The following is a 13,703-nucleotide window of genomic DNA, read 5'->3' as shown; positions in this document are numbered from 1 at the left end:
CGGAAACATAATCAAGGTCCGGCACAAGCCGGACTTCAGGGAAAGACACAGGGAGAGACCGCATGAAGAATCTCATCAAGGCGACGAGTATGCTTGCACTGCTGGCGGCGACGCCCGCAGTGGCATGGGAGCCGGCCAAGCCGGTCGAGATCGTGGTTGCGGCAGGTGCCGGCGGTGCATCCGACCAGATGGCGCGCATGATGCAGGCCGCGATCCAGAAGAACGACCTGATGAAGCAGCCCGTCATCGTGTCGCTGAAGGGCGGGGCGTCCGGCGCGGAAGCGCTGATGTACATGAAGGGCAGCGACGGCGATCCCAACAAGGTGCTGATTGCCTATTCGCTGATCTACATGCTGCCGCTGTCGGCGAAGATTCCGTTCAACTGGCGCGAGCTGACGCCGGTCTCGGTGATCGCGATGGACCAGTTCGTATTGTGGGACAACGTCGCCGGCCCGAAGACCGTGAAGGACTTCATTGCTGCGGCGAAGGCCTCAAGCTCGCCGTTCAAGATGGGCGGCACCGGTTCGAAGCGCGAGGATCACGTTCTCACGGTCTTCATGGAAAAGAAGACCGGCGCGAAGTTCTCCTATCTGCCTTACAAGTCGGGCGGCGAAGCGGCGACCCAACTCGTCGGCAACCACACCGAGGCCAACGTCAACAATCCGTCGGAGAATCTCGAAGTGTGGCGCGCCGGTCAGGTGCGTGCGCTATGCGTGTTCGACAAGGAACGCATCTCCTACAAGACCAAGGTCACCGAGACGCAGTCCTGGAACGACATTCCGACCTGCAAGGAAGAAGGTCTCGACATGCAGTACCTGATGCTGCGCGCGATGTTCCTTCCCGGCAAGGTCACGCCCGAGCAGACCGCGTTCTACGACGATCTGTTCAAGAAGGTGACGCAGACTGCGGAATACAAGGAATACATGGAGAAGCAGGCCTTGAAGCCAGTCTATCTCAACGGCAAGGACATGCTCAAATTCCTTGAAGAGGACGATGCCTTGAACAAGTCGCTGATGACCGAAGCGGGCTTCGTCGCAAAATAGCGGTTTTCTCCCTCGCCCCGCTTGCGGGGAGAGGGCCGGGGTGAGGGGACTTGATATCCTTCGCGACCGGTTTGCCCTTACCCGAACCGCCTTCGCGGTTCGACCTCTCCCCGCGTGCGGGGAGAGGTTCAAGACAGCAAATGCGTGAACCATGGCCCAAGACATCGAAATCGTCGTCGAAGATCCGACCGCGCCGGACGAGAATTCACCCGCGATCACCAGCAACCGTACGGTTGAAATGGTGGTAATGGTGCTGCTGCTCGGGCTCGCCGCGCTGCTTGGCTTCGACAACTGGCGCACCGGAGCATCGTGGGACGATACAGGTCCGCAGGCCGGTTATTTCCCGTTCTATCTTTCGATCATTCTGGGCGGCGCGGCGCTCTACGGACTCGTCAGCGTAGCCATCAAGCGCACCGAAGGACTGGAAACCTTCGTCACCCGCGCGCAGCTTCGCCGCGTGCTGCAGGTGTTCGTGCCGACGCTGCTGTTCTGTCTGGCGATGCAATGGCTCGGCCTTTATGTGGCGAGCTTCCTGCTGATCTCGGGCTTCATGGCGATCATCGGCAAGATCGCCTGGTGGAAGTCGCTGCTCACCGCATTCATCTTCGTCGCGATCATGTTCGGGACGTTCGATGTCGCCTTCGACGTCATCATGCCGAAGGGACCGCTCGAAGCGGCCTTCGGACGCTAGACCGGGACCGGGGATACGATCATGGAAGCACTCGGTCTGCTGTTTCACGGCTTCGCGGTTCTCTTCACCTGGAAAATTCTTGCGCTGATGATGGTCGGGCTCGTGCTCGGTATTTTCGTCGGCGTATTACCGGGGCTCGGCGGTCCCAACGGCGTGGCGATCCTGCTGCCGCTGACGTTCTCGATGGATCCGACATCGGCCATCGTGATGTTGTCGTGCATTTACTGGGGCGCGCTGTTCGGCGGCGCGATCACCTCGATCCTGTTCAACATTCCCGGCGAGGCATGGTCGGTCGCGACCACCTTCGACGGCTATCCAATGGCGCAACAGGGCAGGGCGGCGGAAGCGCTGACCGCGGCGTTCACCTCGTCGTTCATCGGATCACTGGTCGCGGTGATGCTGATCACGTTCCTGGCGCCGAGTATCGCCGGTTTCGCGCTCAAGTTCGGGCCGCCGGAGTTCTTCGCGGTCTATCTTCTGACGTTCTGTTCGTTCGTCGGCCTCGGCCGCGAGGCCAAGCACAAGACCGTCATTTCCATGGCACTGGGATTGCTGCTCGCGGGCGTCGGCCTCGATACCGTGTCGGGCCAGTTGCGCATGACGTTCGGGTCGAACGATCTTCTGCGCGGCGTCAATTTCCTTGTCGCGGTGATCGGTTTGTTCGGCATCAGCGAAATCCTGCTGACCATGGAGGAGCGCCTTGCGCTGCGCGGCCACGCGGCACGCATCAGCCTGCGGACAGTTTGGAACGTCTGGAAGGATCTGCCGAAATACTGGGCGACGCTCATTCGCTCGTCCGTGATCGGATGCTGGCTTGGCATCACGCCGGGCGGTGCCATCGCCGCGTCGTTCATGGGCTACAACCTCGCCAAGCGTTTTTCCAAGGACAAGGAGTCGTTCGGCAAGGGCCGCATTGAGGGCGTGTTCGCGCCGGAAACAGCGGCCCACGCGTCCGGCACCGCCGCGCTGCTGCCGATGCTGGCGCTCGGCATCCCCGGCTCCGGCACCGCGGCGATCCTGCTTGGCGGTCTGATGGTGTGGGGGCTCAACCCCGGTCCGCTGCTATTTGTGGAGCACAAGGATTTCGTCTGGGGCCTGATCGCGTCGATGTATCTCGGCAACGTCGTCGGCCTCGTGCTGGTGCTGACGACTGTGCCGATCTTCGCATCGATCCTGCGCGTGCCGTTCGCCGCCATCGCGCCGATGATCGTGGTGTCCTGCGCCATCGGTGCTTATGCAATCCAGAACGCGATGTTCGACATCTGGCTGATGCTGCTGTTCGGTGTGGTCGGTTACGTGTTCAAGAAGATCGGCATTCCGCTGGCGCCGTTTACGCTTGCGCTGGTGCTCGGCAGCCGCGCCGAGGATGCGTTCCGTCTCGCCATGATCGGTTCGGGCGGTACCGTGAAGGTGTTCTGGTCGAACGGCCTGGTCGGTTCGATCACGACGCTGGCGATTGTGCTGCTGTTCTGGCCGCTGATCGACCGGGTATTTGAATTGTTCGGGCGGAAACAGAGTCCGGCGCGGGCGTAGCCATCGTGGGGCGTCATCCTTCGAGGCTCGCAAGAGCTCGCACCTCAGGATGACGATACCGGTATCCGCTGAAACATATCAACGCAAAAGGAGCCGTCATCCTGAGGTGCGAGCCGCCTCTTGCGGCGAGCCTCGAAGGATGACGAAGTCATTCCAACATTAGCTCTGCGTCGCGCCGGTGACCTTGCAAGCGCCGGTCGCGGCTTCCTGATCGATAAACGGGAATTTCGTTTTCTTGAACAGCTTGGTGGTCTTCGGCTTGACCGTCAGCGCCAGCCGCTGGTCGGTTTCGATCTTCCGGCCGCCGGTCTTCGACATGTAGTCGCATTTCACGCGGATGTCCTTGACGGCGAAGTCATTGTCGTTGGTGACGGTGATGTCCGCGGTCCCGATGTTGTTGGAGCCGGGCTTGCGCCATTTCTCGATGGAGATCTTGACCTTGTCGCCGGGCTCGGCGGCGTTCGCGATCCCGGTCGCGCCCAGAAAAATCGCGGCGACGGCAGTGACGATGACTGTCTTCATGATCGTGATCCTGACTGTTGCAATGCGGCTTCGATCGCCAAAACGGCGAAGCCCCTTAAAATCCAAAAATGAACGTGCAGCCATTGAGCGGGAGCGTTTCACCGTTACTATAACGGCCGCGACATCGAAGCGGCAACGGCTGTTGAACAGGAATTGCAATGAACGACATTTGGCGACTCTCGGCTACTGAACTTGCCTCGCAGATCCGCTCCCGCAAGATTTCAGCAAGGGAGGCCGCATCCGCTGCGCTGGCCCGGCTGAATACGGTCAATCCTGCGATCAACGCGGTGATCGATCACCGGCCCGAAGAAACGCTGGCACAGGCCGATGCCGTCGATGCCGCAATTGCGAAGGGCGCCGATGCGGGCACGCTCGCCGGTGTGCCCATCACCATCAAGGTCAACGTCGATCAGGCCGGATTCGCTACCACGAACGGACTGACGCTGCAGCGTGACCTTGTGGCGCAGACCAACAGCCCGGTGGTCGATAATCTGCGCAAGGCGGGGGCGGTCATCGTCGGACGCACCAACACGCCGGCCTTTTCGGCCCGGTGGTTCACGACAAATCTGATCCACGGCGAGACGAGAAACCCGCGCGACCCATCGATCACGCCCGGCGGATCGTCAGGCGGCGCGGCGGCGGCCCTGACAGCCGGTATCGGACACATCGCCCATGGCACCGACATTGCGGGATCGGTCCGCTACCCGGCCTATGCCTGCGGGGTCCACGGCCTGCGGCCGACGCTCGGGCGCATCCCGGCCTTCAACGCGTCGTCCCCGGAGCGGGCGATCGGCCCGCAAATCACGGCGGTGTCGGGTCCGCTGGCGCGGACCGTTGGCGATGTGCGGCTGGCCTTTCACGCCATGTCGAAGCGCGATCCGCGCGATCCCTGGTGGGTGCCTGCGCCGCTGGAAGGTCCAGTCCGCGAGAAGCGCGCGGCGATCTGCCTGCGGCCTGATGGTCTGGAGACCGTGAAGGAGGTCAGCGATGCCGTTGCCGACGCGGGCAAGCGGCTGGCGCGTGCGGGCTGGACCGTCGAGGAGATCACCGAAATACCGCCCTTCGAGGAGGCCGCCGACCTGCAGATGAAGCTCTGGCTATCGGACGGCTATGACGCTCTGCGGGATGCTGCCGAGCGCGAGGGCGATCCCGGCGCGCTGGCCATTCTGCGCGATCAGGAGAAGGTCGCGCGATCGCTGGATCTTGCCGTGTTCTCGAAGCTGCTGACACGGCGCGCCACGCTAGTGCGCGCGTGGGAGATGTTTTTCGAGACCTATGCCGTGATCGTCATGCCGCCGTGCGGAGAACTGCCGTTCCCATGGCAACTCGATCTCAAGGGCGACGCATCCCTGCACCGCGTACTCCGCGCGCAGATGCCGCAGATTGCGCTGCCGTTCATCGGCATGCCGGGGCTGACGATCTCGACCGGGCTGGTGGGCCGCGTTCCTGTCGGCGTTCAGATCGTCGCGGGACGTTACAGGGAAGATCTCTGCTTGCTGGCGGGCGAGGCCATCGAGGCGGGCGGCGTGCCCGCAAGCCCGATTGATCCTGTATTGGCCTGAAGGCGGCGCTTGGCACGGAAGACGCTCTCGGTGTCGGCGAGAAGCTGCTGCGTGCGCCGGACCACGCTGCGTCCGGCCTTGAGATCGCGGTTGGCAACGTAAAGCAGGCGGTGTCCCTCGACGACGAGTTCACGGGCATGCTTCAGTTGCTCGTCGAACGAGACAGCCTCTGTCGCTGCTTTGGCCGTCGTCATGATGCGGCTCCCGGATCTGCCTTGGTCAAGTCTGCCCGGCAGTCACCAACGCCGATGTTAGCCAATCGTTCACCGCGAGTCCCGTTGAACGATCAAAATTTCCACCAAAACCTGATTAGCGAGCCAATGCCTTGGCTATGCGAAGGAATCTGGCGTTGAACCTGCCGCCATGCGGGGCCGTCCAACCGGAAAGGCGGCAGACGCCGCCGCTTGCGAGGGCGAGCATGCCGGTTATTCTCTGTGCACGCGGGGGCGGGTGGACATGAGCCAGACGAAGACGGCGGGCCGGGTTGAGCCGGCGGACGAGTCCGCGACGATGCCGGCGAGCAACCGCAAGGTCGGCATTTACCTTGCGCTGCTGCAACTGTTCTTCACTTTGGGCTGGACGGTCTACGTCGTCTATCTGCCGCAACTCGCCGCCAAGGTCGGACTTCCTCCGTCTGCGGTCGTCGTCATTCTTCTGCTCGATCAGGCGATCTTCACCATCACCGACACGCTGATGGGCATCGCGGCTGATCGCATGACGCCGATCGTCGGCCGCCTCAGCCGGGTTGTCATCTGGCTGACTGTGGTGTCCTGCGCCGCGTTCATTGCGCTGCCGTTCGTGGCCGATCTCGGCCCGAACGCGAAGATCGCGCTGCTCGCATTGACGCTGACATGGGTGGTCACATCGTCCGCGTTGCGCGCGCCGCCGCTGGCGCTGCTCGGCAAGTTCGCGGCGAAGCCGTCGATCCCGATGTTGTCGTGTCTCGTCATGCTCGGCTACGGCATCGCAGGCGCGGTCTCGCCGTATCTCGGCGTCGTGTTGCGCAATCACGATCCGCGAATACCCTTCGTGGTCTCGACCGTGGTGCTGCTGCTCACCGCGCTGATGATGTCGTGGATCGAACACCAGTTGCGTGAAGGCAAGTTGAGCGCGCCGGAACGCAAGCCGCTTGCGATGCCGAAATCGTGGGGCACGCTGACGCTGATCTTCATTGTCGCAGTGCTGGTTCTCGCGCTCGGCTATCAGCTGCATTTTAGCGTCAACAGCGGGCAGCTGTTCCTGCGTTTCGCCAAGCAGCCCGACCTGCAATGGCTGATGCCGGTATACTGGATCGGATTCAATATCGCGATGTTTCCGGCGAGCTTCGTCACGCGGCGGCTCGGCGGGCTGCTGGTGATCGGCGGCGCGGGGTTGCTCGGCGCCGGCGCAGTGTTCGGCATGGAGAACGCGACCGGGCTTAACACCATGATCGCGATGCAGTTCCTGGCGGGTGCGGCGTGGGGCTGCATCCTGATGAGCGCGGTTGCCGCGGCCATCGCGGTTAGCGGCGGCGCAGAAGGCAAGGTGCTCGGCCTGATGTTTTCGGCGCTGGCGCTGGCGACATTCACGCGGATCGCCGCCGTGGCGGGTGGTCTGACCAGAAATTCCGCCTATGAGGCCTTGCTGCAGTGGACGCCAATCCTGTGCTGGGCGCTGGCCGGCGCGGCGTTGCTGATCATCGCGGTCACGCGGCTGCGCAAATGGCGGGAGGGTGCAAATCCCGCCGATGCCCCTGTCTAGACGGCTTGTGCGTTTATTCCCGAAAGTACGTTCTTTTTTTCTCGCGGACGCTCTCCAACCTTTGACTTGGCAAAGGGCAAACGGCGTCGCAGAACGGATGTCATGCGAGTTCGCGTAATCCTTCAGGCGCTTTGCGTGATGCTTCCGACGGCCCTTGCGGCGACGGCGGGTCACGCGGCTGCGATGGAGCGCGGCGTTGCCATCACCGATCCCGAAATTCTGCGACGTCTCGACAACTCGGGACTGAGCCTCGGCAAGCTGCTCGGCGCGGAGGCCAACAGCTCGGGCGCGGCGTTGTTCGCATTGCCGTCGATGGCGCCGTTGCAAACCACGACCGACCGCGATTTCAACGGCTATGTCCTCCAGCACAGGGACGATCTCGACAAGCTTCATCTGTTCGATCGCGATGCGCTCAACGCACCGGGCACGCGGTTCGATCTGGCCGGTATCGTCAACCGGATGGACCGCGCTTATGTATCGCCCGGTGAGTGCGGCGAGATCCGGCTGATCTACCGGCCCATCGCCAACAACGATTCCACCAGCAAGGATACTCCGCCGTCGCGGCTGCCGATGACGCTTAACCTTGTCATGAAGGCGAAGCCTGCAAGCGTTGATGTGACGTGCTCCGAACTGGCGCGGCGGTGGCTCGCTCTGGCCGATCAACCACCGACGGCAGACAGCGCGGCAATGCTCGCCGCCAGGGGCGGCGCGCTCGAATGGGTCACGCGCGAGGCCATCGATCGCATCGAGATCGACGTGCAGATCGCGCGCGCGTCGGCAGACGTCAACGACTTCGAGGGCAGGGCGGACTACCTGATGAAGGTGTTTCGCTATGACGGGACGCGCTTCGAAGAGTCGCCGCTGGAAAACCAGATCGACGCCGCGCGAATTCGGGCCGATGCCACGCTTGCAGCAGACTTCAGGCAATGGCTGCTCGATCCGGTCCGGATCGCGGACCTCGATCGCGGGACCATCGTGTTGCCGGATCGGTTTCTTGCATCGAGCGCCATCAACGTGACGCCGGCGCATGACGATCTGAACAACAAAGCGCGTGAACTGTTCACAAACGACGACATCGTAACCGCTCTGGGCAGAGCATCCGCCAATGCGCCGCTACAAAACCTTCTGTCTCCGGCGGGCTTTGCGCGCAGGCTGAATGACATGACATGCAGTGGATGCCACCAGACCCGCGCAATCGGCGGCTTTCATCTGCCGGGAGCGGAGCGGCTGGAATGGGCGGCGGGTGCGGTGGTGGCGGCAGGGTCGCCGCATTTCTTCGGCGATCAGGAACGCCGCCGCGATGTTCTGATCGCGTTCCGCGACGGCCGCCCGCCGGATTTCTCGCGGGGATTCTCCGCGCGCCCGCAGGCACGTCGCTCGACCGAGCTGACCGGTACGACCTATGTGAACGGGTGGGGCGCGTTGTGTTACGCGGTCGGCGCGAACGCCGCGCCTGACAGGAGTTTCATGTCATGGAGCTGTGCAGAGGGGCTGACGTGTCAGGCAACCGGCGCGAAGGACTCTGACGCGGGATTCTGTTTTCCGAAGAGCAATTAACGCACCCGTCATTGCGAGGAGCGAACCGACGAAGCAATCCAGTCGGTGGCTTTCTGGATTGCTTCGCTGCGCTCGCAATGACGATGGCGGGACTTTCCGCGCTATTACGCTACAATCCCCGCAGCGCGCATCTTGGCGATTTCTGCGGCGTTGAACCCCGCAGCCTGCAACACCTCGTCGCTGTCCTGTCCGACATTGGGCGCCATGCGCGGCTGCACTTTCTTCGCACCCTCGATGAAGATCGGCGTGTTGATGGTGCGCAGATCGCTGTCGGCGAACTGCACAACCGCTTCGGTTTCGCGCATCTGCGGATCGTCCGGGATGTCAGCCGGAATGCCGACGACGCCAAAAATGAGACCGTTGCCGTCGAGAGTCTTGCGCCAGTGGGCGAGGGGTTTGGTCGCAAACACCTCGTCCAGAATTGCGATCAGTGCCGGCGCGTTCTTGTGGCGGATCGGCTTGTTCTCGAAGCGCGGATCGGTCAGCAGGTCTTCGCGATCGATGACCTTGGCGAAGACGGGAAACTGCTTCTCTTCATTGAGCAGCGACAGGATGATCCAGCGGTCGTCGCTGCACTTGTAGTGGCAGGTGACGGCATTCAGCGCGCGGTCGCGCGGCGGGCGCTTCTGGAAGGTCGCGCCGCAGAGCGCAGCCTGCGCATAGATGCCGTTGGACCATATGCCGTTGACCATCAGGTTGGACATCACCTGCGTGCCCTTGCCGGTGCGCTCGCGCTGATAGAGCGCGGTGACGATGCCGGCGAACATCGACATCGCGCAGGGATGATCGCCCATGCCGGGCATCGAGCGGGCGGGTGTGCTCTCGTCGGTTTCGCGCACCAGATCCATCAGGCCCGAGCGCGCCCACCATGCGTTGCTGTCGAAACCGGGCTTGTCGGCTTCCGCGCCGATCTCGCCGTAGCCGGTGAACGACGCATAGACCAGACGGTCGTTGAGCGGCGCGAGATCCTTGTAGGTCACGCCGAGCTTCTTGCGGACCGGAGGCGGGAAATTGGTGATGAACACGTCGCAGTCGGCGGCGAGCTTGCGCAGCACGGCCTGGCCCTCGGGCTTGCTCAGGTCGAGCGCGAGGCTCTTCTTGTTGCGGCCTTCCAGCATCCACGCATAGTTGTGCGGGCTGATCGGATATCCAGGCAAATGCGGCAGGTTGCGGACCGGATCGCCTCCGCCCGGCGGTTCGATCTTGATGACGTCGGCCCCGAAGTCGGAGAGCGCCGTCGCCGCCGCGGGGGCTGCGATGAAGCTGGCGCAGTCGATGACCTTGAGACCTTCGAAAATTCCCCGACCCATGCGGTTTGTTCCCTTTTTTTGTTAAGGGCCGCCTGGGAGGTGACCCGTATCAGTCGTTCTTGCGCTCGTCCGAGATCGCCTTGCCGTCATTCGGCAGCGAGCCCGGTGCCACCAGGGTGACATTGCCCTGTAGCTTTGTCACGGCACGCAGGGTCGACGCAACCTCGTCCCGCAGGGTTTCGCCGCTGGACGGGCATTCCGCAGACAGGGTCATGACATCGACTTCGCTCTCGCGCGTCACAATGAGGCGCAACCGCCCCAATTCGGGGTGCCGCTTGCCGATTTCGGCGATCTGCTCGGGCCGTACGAACATGCCCTTGACCTTGGTGGTCTGGTCGGCCCGGCCCATCCAGCCCTTGATGCGCATGTTGGTGCGCCCGCACGGGCTTTGCCCCGTCAGCACGGCGCTGAGATCGCCGAGCGCCAGGCGAACCCACGGATGATGCGGATCGAGTGTGGTGACGACGATCTCGCCGACATCGCCGTCCGCCACCGGCTCACCGGTTCCGGGCTTGACGATCTCGACAATGACGTTCTCGTTCACCACCAGACCGTCGCGTGCTGCAGTTTCATAGGCGACAACGCCGAGATCGGCGGTGCCGAACATCTGATAGGCATCGATACCGCGTGACTTCATCTCCTCCTGAAGCGATTTGGGAAACGCCGCGCCGGAGACGAGCGCGCGCTTGATCGATGACATGTCGCGTCCGGCGGTTTTGCCTGCATCGAGCAGGATCTTCAAAAAGTCCGGTGTGCCGGTATAGGCGACCGGACGATAGGCTTCGATGAGCTCAAACTGCTGTTCCGTATTGCCGGGACCGGCGGGAATCACGGCGCAGCCGAGTGCGCGGGCGGCGCTGTCGAAGATAAAGCCGCCCGGTGTCAGATGATAGCTGAGGGTGTTGAGGACGATATCGCCGGGCCGGAAGCCCGCTGCGTACAGCGCGCGCGCGCCGCGCCATGGATCGTCGGCAGCGACCTCCGGCTCAAAAATCGGCCCGGGCGACGTGAACAGGCGGCCGAATGATCCCGCGGGCGGGGAGACGAAACCGCCGAACGGCGGCGCGGCCTTGTGCAGGACCGGCAGTTCGGATTTGCGCAGCACCGGCAGTTTTGCCAGCGCGGCGCGGCTGGTGATGGAGGCGAGGTCGATGCCCTTGAAGCGCTCGGCATAGGCCGGTGCTTTCGCCGCCGCACGCAGCACGTCGGGCAGCCGGGCGAACAGGTCGGCGTCGCGCTGCGATGGCGAGCGTGTTTCGAGAGCGTCGTAATGGTTGGTCATCGGTAGTCCATTTGTTCGTCATTGCGAGGAGCGAAGCGACGAAGCAATCCAGTCTTGTGTTTATTCTCACCGCAAGTTTGCTGCGGCCATCTCTGGATTGCTCCGCTGCGCTCGCAATGACGGATGTGATTACAGCCAGCGCTTGCGGCGCTTGAAGCTTTTCAGGTTTTTGAAACTCTTGCGCTGGTCGCCCGCGCCGCCGAGATAGAATTCCTTGACGTCCTCGTTGTCGCGCAGCTCGTCGGCGGTACCGTCGAGCACGACTTTGCCTTGCTCCATGATGTAGCCATGGCTTGCGACGGAGAGGGCCGCGCGCGCGTTCTGCTCGACAAGAAGAATGGTCACGCCGAGGTCGCGGTTGATCTGCTTGATGATGCCGAACACTTCCTTGACCAGCAGCGGCGACAGACCCATCGACGGTTCGTCCATCAGGATCATCTTCGGGCGCGCCATCATCGCCCGGCCGATCGCCAGCATCTGCTGTTCGCCGCCGGAGAGATAACCGGCAAGGCCGGTGCGTTCCTTGAGGCGGGGGAAATATCTGTAGACCATGTCGATGTCGTCATCGACGTTCTTGTCGTTGCGGGTAAATGCGCCGAGCCGCAGGTTTTCCAGCGACGTCATGTCCGAGATGATGCGGCGGCCTTCCATCACCTGAAAGATTCCACGCCGCACGATCTTGTCAGGATCGATGCCGTCGATGCGCTCGCCGTCGAATACGATCTCGCCGCGCGTGACTTCGCCGTCCTCGGTCTTGAGCAATCCGGAGATCGCCTTCAGTGTGGTCGACTTGCCTGCGCCGTTGGCGCCAAGCAGTGCGACGATCGCGCCCTTCGGCACGTCCATGCTCAAGCCGCGCAGCACAAGGATGACATTGTCGTAAACGACTTCAATGTTGCGCACGGCCAGCAGCGGCGCGGCAGTGGTCGCGGTGGCGGGTCGGGCATCTGTTTGCAACGTGGGCTGCACGAGCTTGGCTCCGATGAGTTCTTCTTCATCCCTCCCCCTTGTGGGGAGGGTGGCGTGTTGAGAGCGAAGCGAACAACGCGCCGGGTGGGGGATTGTTGTCGGCCCCCATCCCGGCCTCCGCTTCGCTTGGCCGACCCTCCCCACAAGGGGGAGGGAGTCAGCCAACATTCGTCACTTTACCAGCCGAGCCATTCCGGCTTGCGCGGCAGATCGACGGTCTTCACCTTGTCGAGCTTGATCGCGCCGTTCTTGACGAGATCGGCAACCGACGCGTCGGTCGCGCCGGACACCTTCATGCGATAGATGTCGACCTTCAGCGTCGGGCGGTGATCCTTCTCGGTCCAGGTCGAAGGATTGCAGACGCCTTCCATTCCGGCCGGAACCCAATCCTTCTTCTGATAGAAGGCTTTGAGAACGGTCTCGCCGGTCGCGCCGCCGTTCTTGGCGGCCCACTCGAGGGCTTCCTTCATATAGAGCGCGGTGCAGACACCGGCGATGTAGTGAACCGGCCGATAGGTGGTGCCCGCAGCGTCGGACATCTTGGAAATGTCCTGCATGGTCTTCATGCCGGGAGCGTTGCCGCCCCAGGCCACTGCGGTGCGCAGCGGAAACACCACGCCGTCGGCGGCTGCACCGGCGGCCTTCGCGGCGTTCTCGTCCATGCCCCAGACGTTTCCCATGAACTGGACATCGACGCCGGCGGCCTTACAGGCATTCAGCACCGAGATGTTGGAGCCGGCGGTGTTGCCGAGATAGGCGTAGTTTGCACCCGAGCTCTTCAGGGTCAGGCACTGCGCGCTGTAGTCGCCCGGCGTCAGGGCGAACACGATGGCAGGCAGAACATCGAAGCCGAGTTCGGCGGCGAGCGTTTCGCCGGCGGCCTTTGGTGCGTTCGGATACGGATGGTTTGCACCCATGTGGACGTACTTGGGCTTGCCGGATTTTCCCTTCGTCTTCCAGTCGTCCGCTGCCCAGGTCAGCATGCCACGCAGCGCGTCCGAATAGCTCGGACCATAGAACAGGTTGTAGGGCGCTGCCTTGCCCTTGCCGCCTGCGCCGGTCGGATCGGACAGCGCCGCCGAGTACGATGCCGAGATGTCCGGGATCTTGTCCTGGGCGAGGAAGCCGGTGAGAGCTTCGGTATCCGCCGTGCCCCAGCCGATGATCGCGGCGACCTTGTCCGCGCCGGACCACTTCTTGTACTGCGCGATCGCGCGCGGCACCTGGTAGCCGTAGTCGACGGTGTCGATCTTCACCGGCTTGCCGCCGATGCCGCCGTTCTTGTTGATCCAGGCGTATGCGTCGGCGACGCCTTGTCCGTACGGTGTTCCGACGTCGGATGTCGCGCCGGAATAATCGGCGAGATGGCCCAGCGAAACCTGCGCCTGAGCCACGCCGGCAGTGCCGCCGAGCAGCAGGGCGAGTGACGCTGTACTCAATAATTTCGTCATGGTCATAAGCGTAATCCTCCGGTTTCCTCTCGAGGTCTTTTGT

General features: G+C 62.9%; 12 protein-coding genes. 6 read left to right on the top strand and 6 right to left on the bottom strand.

Annotated features, from left to right (window positions below):
• Positions 1-62 precede the first annotated feature (62 nt).
• The 3 genes from BN32_RS11090 (at position 63) to BN32_RS11080 (ending at position 3,267) form a co-directional block, all read left to right on the top strand.
• Positions 63-1,043 carry a Bug family tripartite tricarboxylate transporter substrate binding protein gene (locus BN32_RS11090; RefSeq protein ID WP_019198262.1) on the top strand — a complete coding sequence of 327 codons (981 nt, stop codon included), beginning with the start codon at positions 63-65 and terminating at the stop codon, positions 1,041-1,043.
• A 151-nt stretch (positions 1,044-1,194) separates the two neighbouring features.
• On the top strand, positions 1,195-1,734 hold the full coding sequence (locus BN32_RS11085) for a tripartite tricarboxylate transporter TctB family protein (RefSeq protein WP_019198261.1): 540 nt from the start codon (positions 1,195-1,197) through the stop codon (positions 1,732-1,734).
• Positions 1,735-1,755: 21 nt separating this feature from the next.
• Positions 1,756-3,267: a tripartite tricarboxylate transporter permease gene (locus tag BN32_RS11080; RefSeq protein ID WP_019198260.1), complete on the top strand. Its 1,512-nt coding sequence runs from the start codon at positions 1,756-1,758 to the stop codon at positions 3,265-3,267.
• A gap of 159 nt (positions 3,268-3,426) precedes the next feature.
• On the opposite strand, the gene BN32_RS11075 is transcribed toward BN32_RS11080, so the two are convergent.
• Positions 3,427-3,789, bottom strand: a complete 363-nt coding sequence (locus BN32_RS11075; RefSeq protein ID WP_019198259.1) for a hypothetical protein — start codon at positions 3,787-3,789, stop codon at positions 3,427-3,429.
• Between the two features lie 158 nt (positions 3,790-3,947).
• Between BN32_RS11075 and BN32_RS11070 the strand changes: the two genes are divergently transcribed.
• Positions 3,948-5,351, top strand: coding sequence for an amidase family protein (locus tag BN32_RS11070; RefSeq protein WP_019198258.1), 1,404 nt, complete (start codon positions 3,948-3,950; stop codon positions 5,349-5,351).
• Here BN32_RS11070 and BN32_RS11065 read toward each other — a convergent pair.
• Positions 5,264-5,545 (bottom strand): hypothetical protein, encoded by a 282-nt coding sequence (locus tag BN32_RS11065; protein ID WP_040425650.1) that lies wholly within the window; start codon positions 5,543-5,545, stop codon positions 5,264-5,266. The genes BN32_RS11070 and BN32_RS11065 overlap by 88 nt on opposite strands.
• A gap of 262 nt (positions 5,546-5,807) precedes the next feature.
• On the opposite strand from BN32_RS11065, the gene BN32_RS11060 reads away from it, so the two are divergent.
• Together BN32_RS11060 and BN32_RS11055 are read left to right on the top strand one after the other, a co-directional pair.
• Positions 5,808-7,091: an MFS transporter gene (locus BN32_RS11060; RefSeq protein ID WP_430641903.1), complete on the top strand. Its 1,284-nt coding sequence runs from the start codon at positions 5,808-5,810 to the stop codon at positions 7,089-7,091.
• Between the two features lie 138 nt (positions 7,092-7,229).
• Entirely contained in the window at positions 7,230-8,648 is a 1,419-nt protein-coding gene (locus BN32_RS11055) for a hypothetical protein (RefSeq protein ID WP_019198256.1), read from the top strand.
• Between the two features lie 104 nt (positions 8,649-8,752).
• Here the strand turns inward: BN32_RS11055 and BN32_RS11050 are convergent, their stop codons facing one another.
• The 4 genes from BN32_RS11050 to BN32_RS11035 form a co-directional block, all read right to left on the bottom strand.
• Complete coding sequence (locus tag BN32_RS11050) at positions 8,753-9,958, bottom strand: CaiB/BaiF CoA transferase family protein (protein ID WP_019198255.1); 1,206 nt, start codon at positions 9,956-9,958, stop codon at positions 8,753-8,755.
• Positions 9,959-10,007: 49 nt separating this feature from the next.
• Complete coding sequence (locus BN32_RS11045; protein WP_019198254.1) at positions 10,008-11,240, bottom strand: phenylacetate--CoA ligase family protein; 1,233 nt, start codon at positions 11,238-11,240, stop codon at positions 10,008-10,010.
• Positions 11,241-11,369: 129 nt separating this feature from the next.
• Positions 11,370-12,209, bottom strand: coding sequence for an ABC transporter ATP-binding protein (locus tag BN32_RS11040; protein WP_019198253.1), 840 nt, complete (start codon positions 12,207-12,209; stop codon positions 11,370-11,372).
• A 176-nt stretch (positions 12,210-12,385) separates the two neighbouring features.
• On the bottom strand, positions 12,386-13,666 hold the full coding sequence (locus BN32_RS11035; protein WP_019198252.1) for an ABC transporter substrate-binding protein: 1,281 nt from the start codon (positions 13,664-13,666) through the stop codon (positions 12,386-12,388).
• Positions 13,667-13,703 lie beyond the last annotated feature (37 nt).

Origin of the sequence: Afipia birgiae 34632 (genome assembly GCF_000308295.2) — a bacterium.
Classification (GTDB): domain Bacteria; phylum Pseudomonadota; class Alphaproteobacteria; order Rhizobiales; family Xanthobacteraceae; genus Afipia; species Afipia birgiae.
The sequence above is the reverse complement of the archived record's forward strand: the minus strand, read 5'-3'. Positions and strand labels throughout refer to the sequence as shown.

Coding starts and splice junctions, on each gene's coding strand:
- BN32_RS11090 (WP_019198262.1), top strand. CDS start 63: ATGAAGAATCTCATCAAGGCGACGAGTATGCTTGCACTGCTGGCGGCG.
- BN32_RS11085 (WP_019198261.1), top strand. CDS start 1,195: ATGGCCCAAGACATCGAAATCGTCGTCGAAGATCCGACCGCGCCGGAC.
- BN32_RS11080 (WP_019198260.1), top strand. CDS start 1,756: ATGGAAGCACTCGGTCTGCTGTTTCACGGCTTCGCGGTTCTCTTCACC.
- BN32_RS11075 (WP_019198259.1), bottom strand. CDS start 3,789: ATGAAGACAGTCATCGTCACTGCCGTCGCCGCGATTTTTCTGGGCGCG.
- BN32_RS11070 (WP_019198258.1), top strand. CDS start 3,948: ATGAACGACATTTGGCGACTCTCGGCTACTGAACTTGCCTCGCAGATC.
- BN32_RS11065 (WP_040425650.1), bottom strand. CDS start 5,545: ATGACGACGGCCAAAGCAGCGACAGAGGCTGTCTCGTTCGACGAGCAA.
- BN32_RS11060 (WP_430641903.1), top strand. CDS start 5,808: ATGAGCCAGACGAAGACGGCGGGCCGGGTTGAGCCGGCGGACGAGTCC.
- BN32_RS11055 (WP_019198256.1), top strand. CDS start 7,230: ATGCTTCCGACGGCCCTTGCGGCGACGGCGGGTCACGCGGCTGCGATG.
- BN32_RS11050 (WP_019198255.1), bottom strand. CDS start 9,958: ATGGGTCGGGGAATTTTCGAAGGTCTCAAGGTCATCGACTGCGCCAGC.
- BN32_RS11045 (WP_019198254.1), bottom strand. CDS start 11,240: ATGACCAACCATTACGACGCTCTCGAAACACGCTCGCCATCGCAGCGC.
- BN32_RS11035 (WP_019198252.1), bottom strand. CDS start 13,666: ATGACCATGACGAAATTATTGAGTACAGCGTCACTCGCCCTGCTGCTC.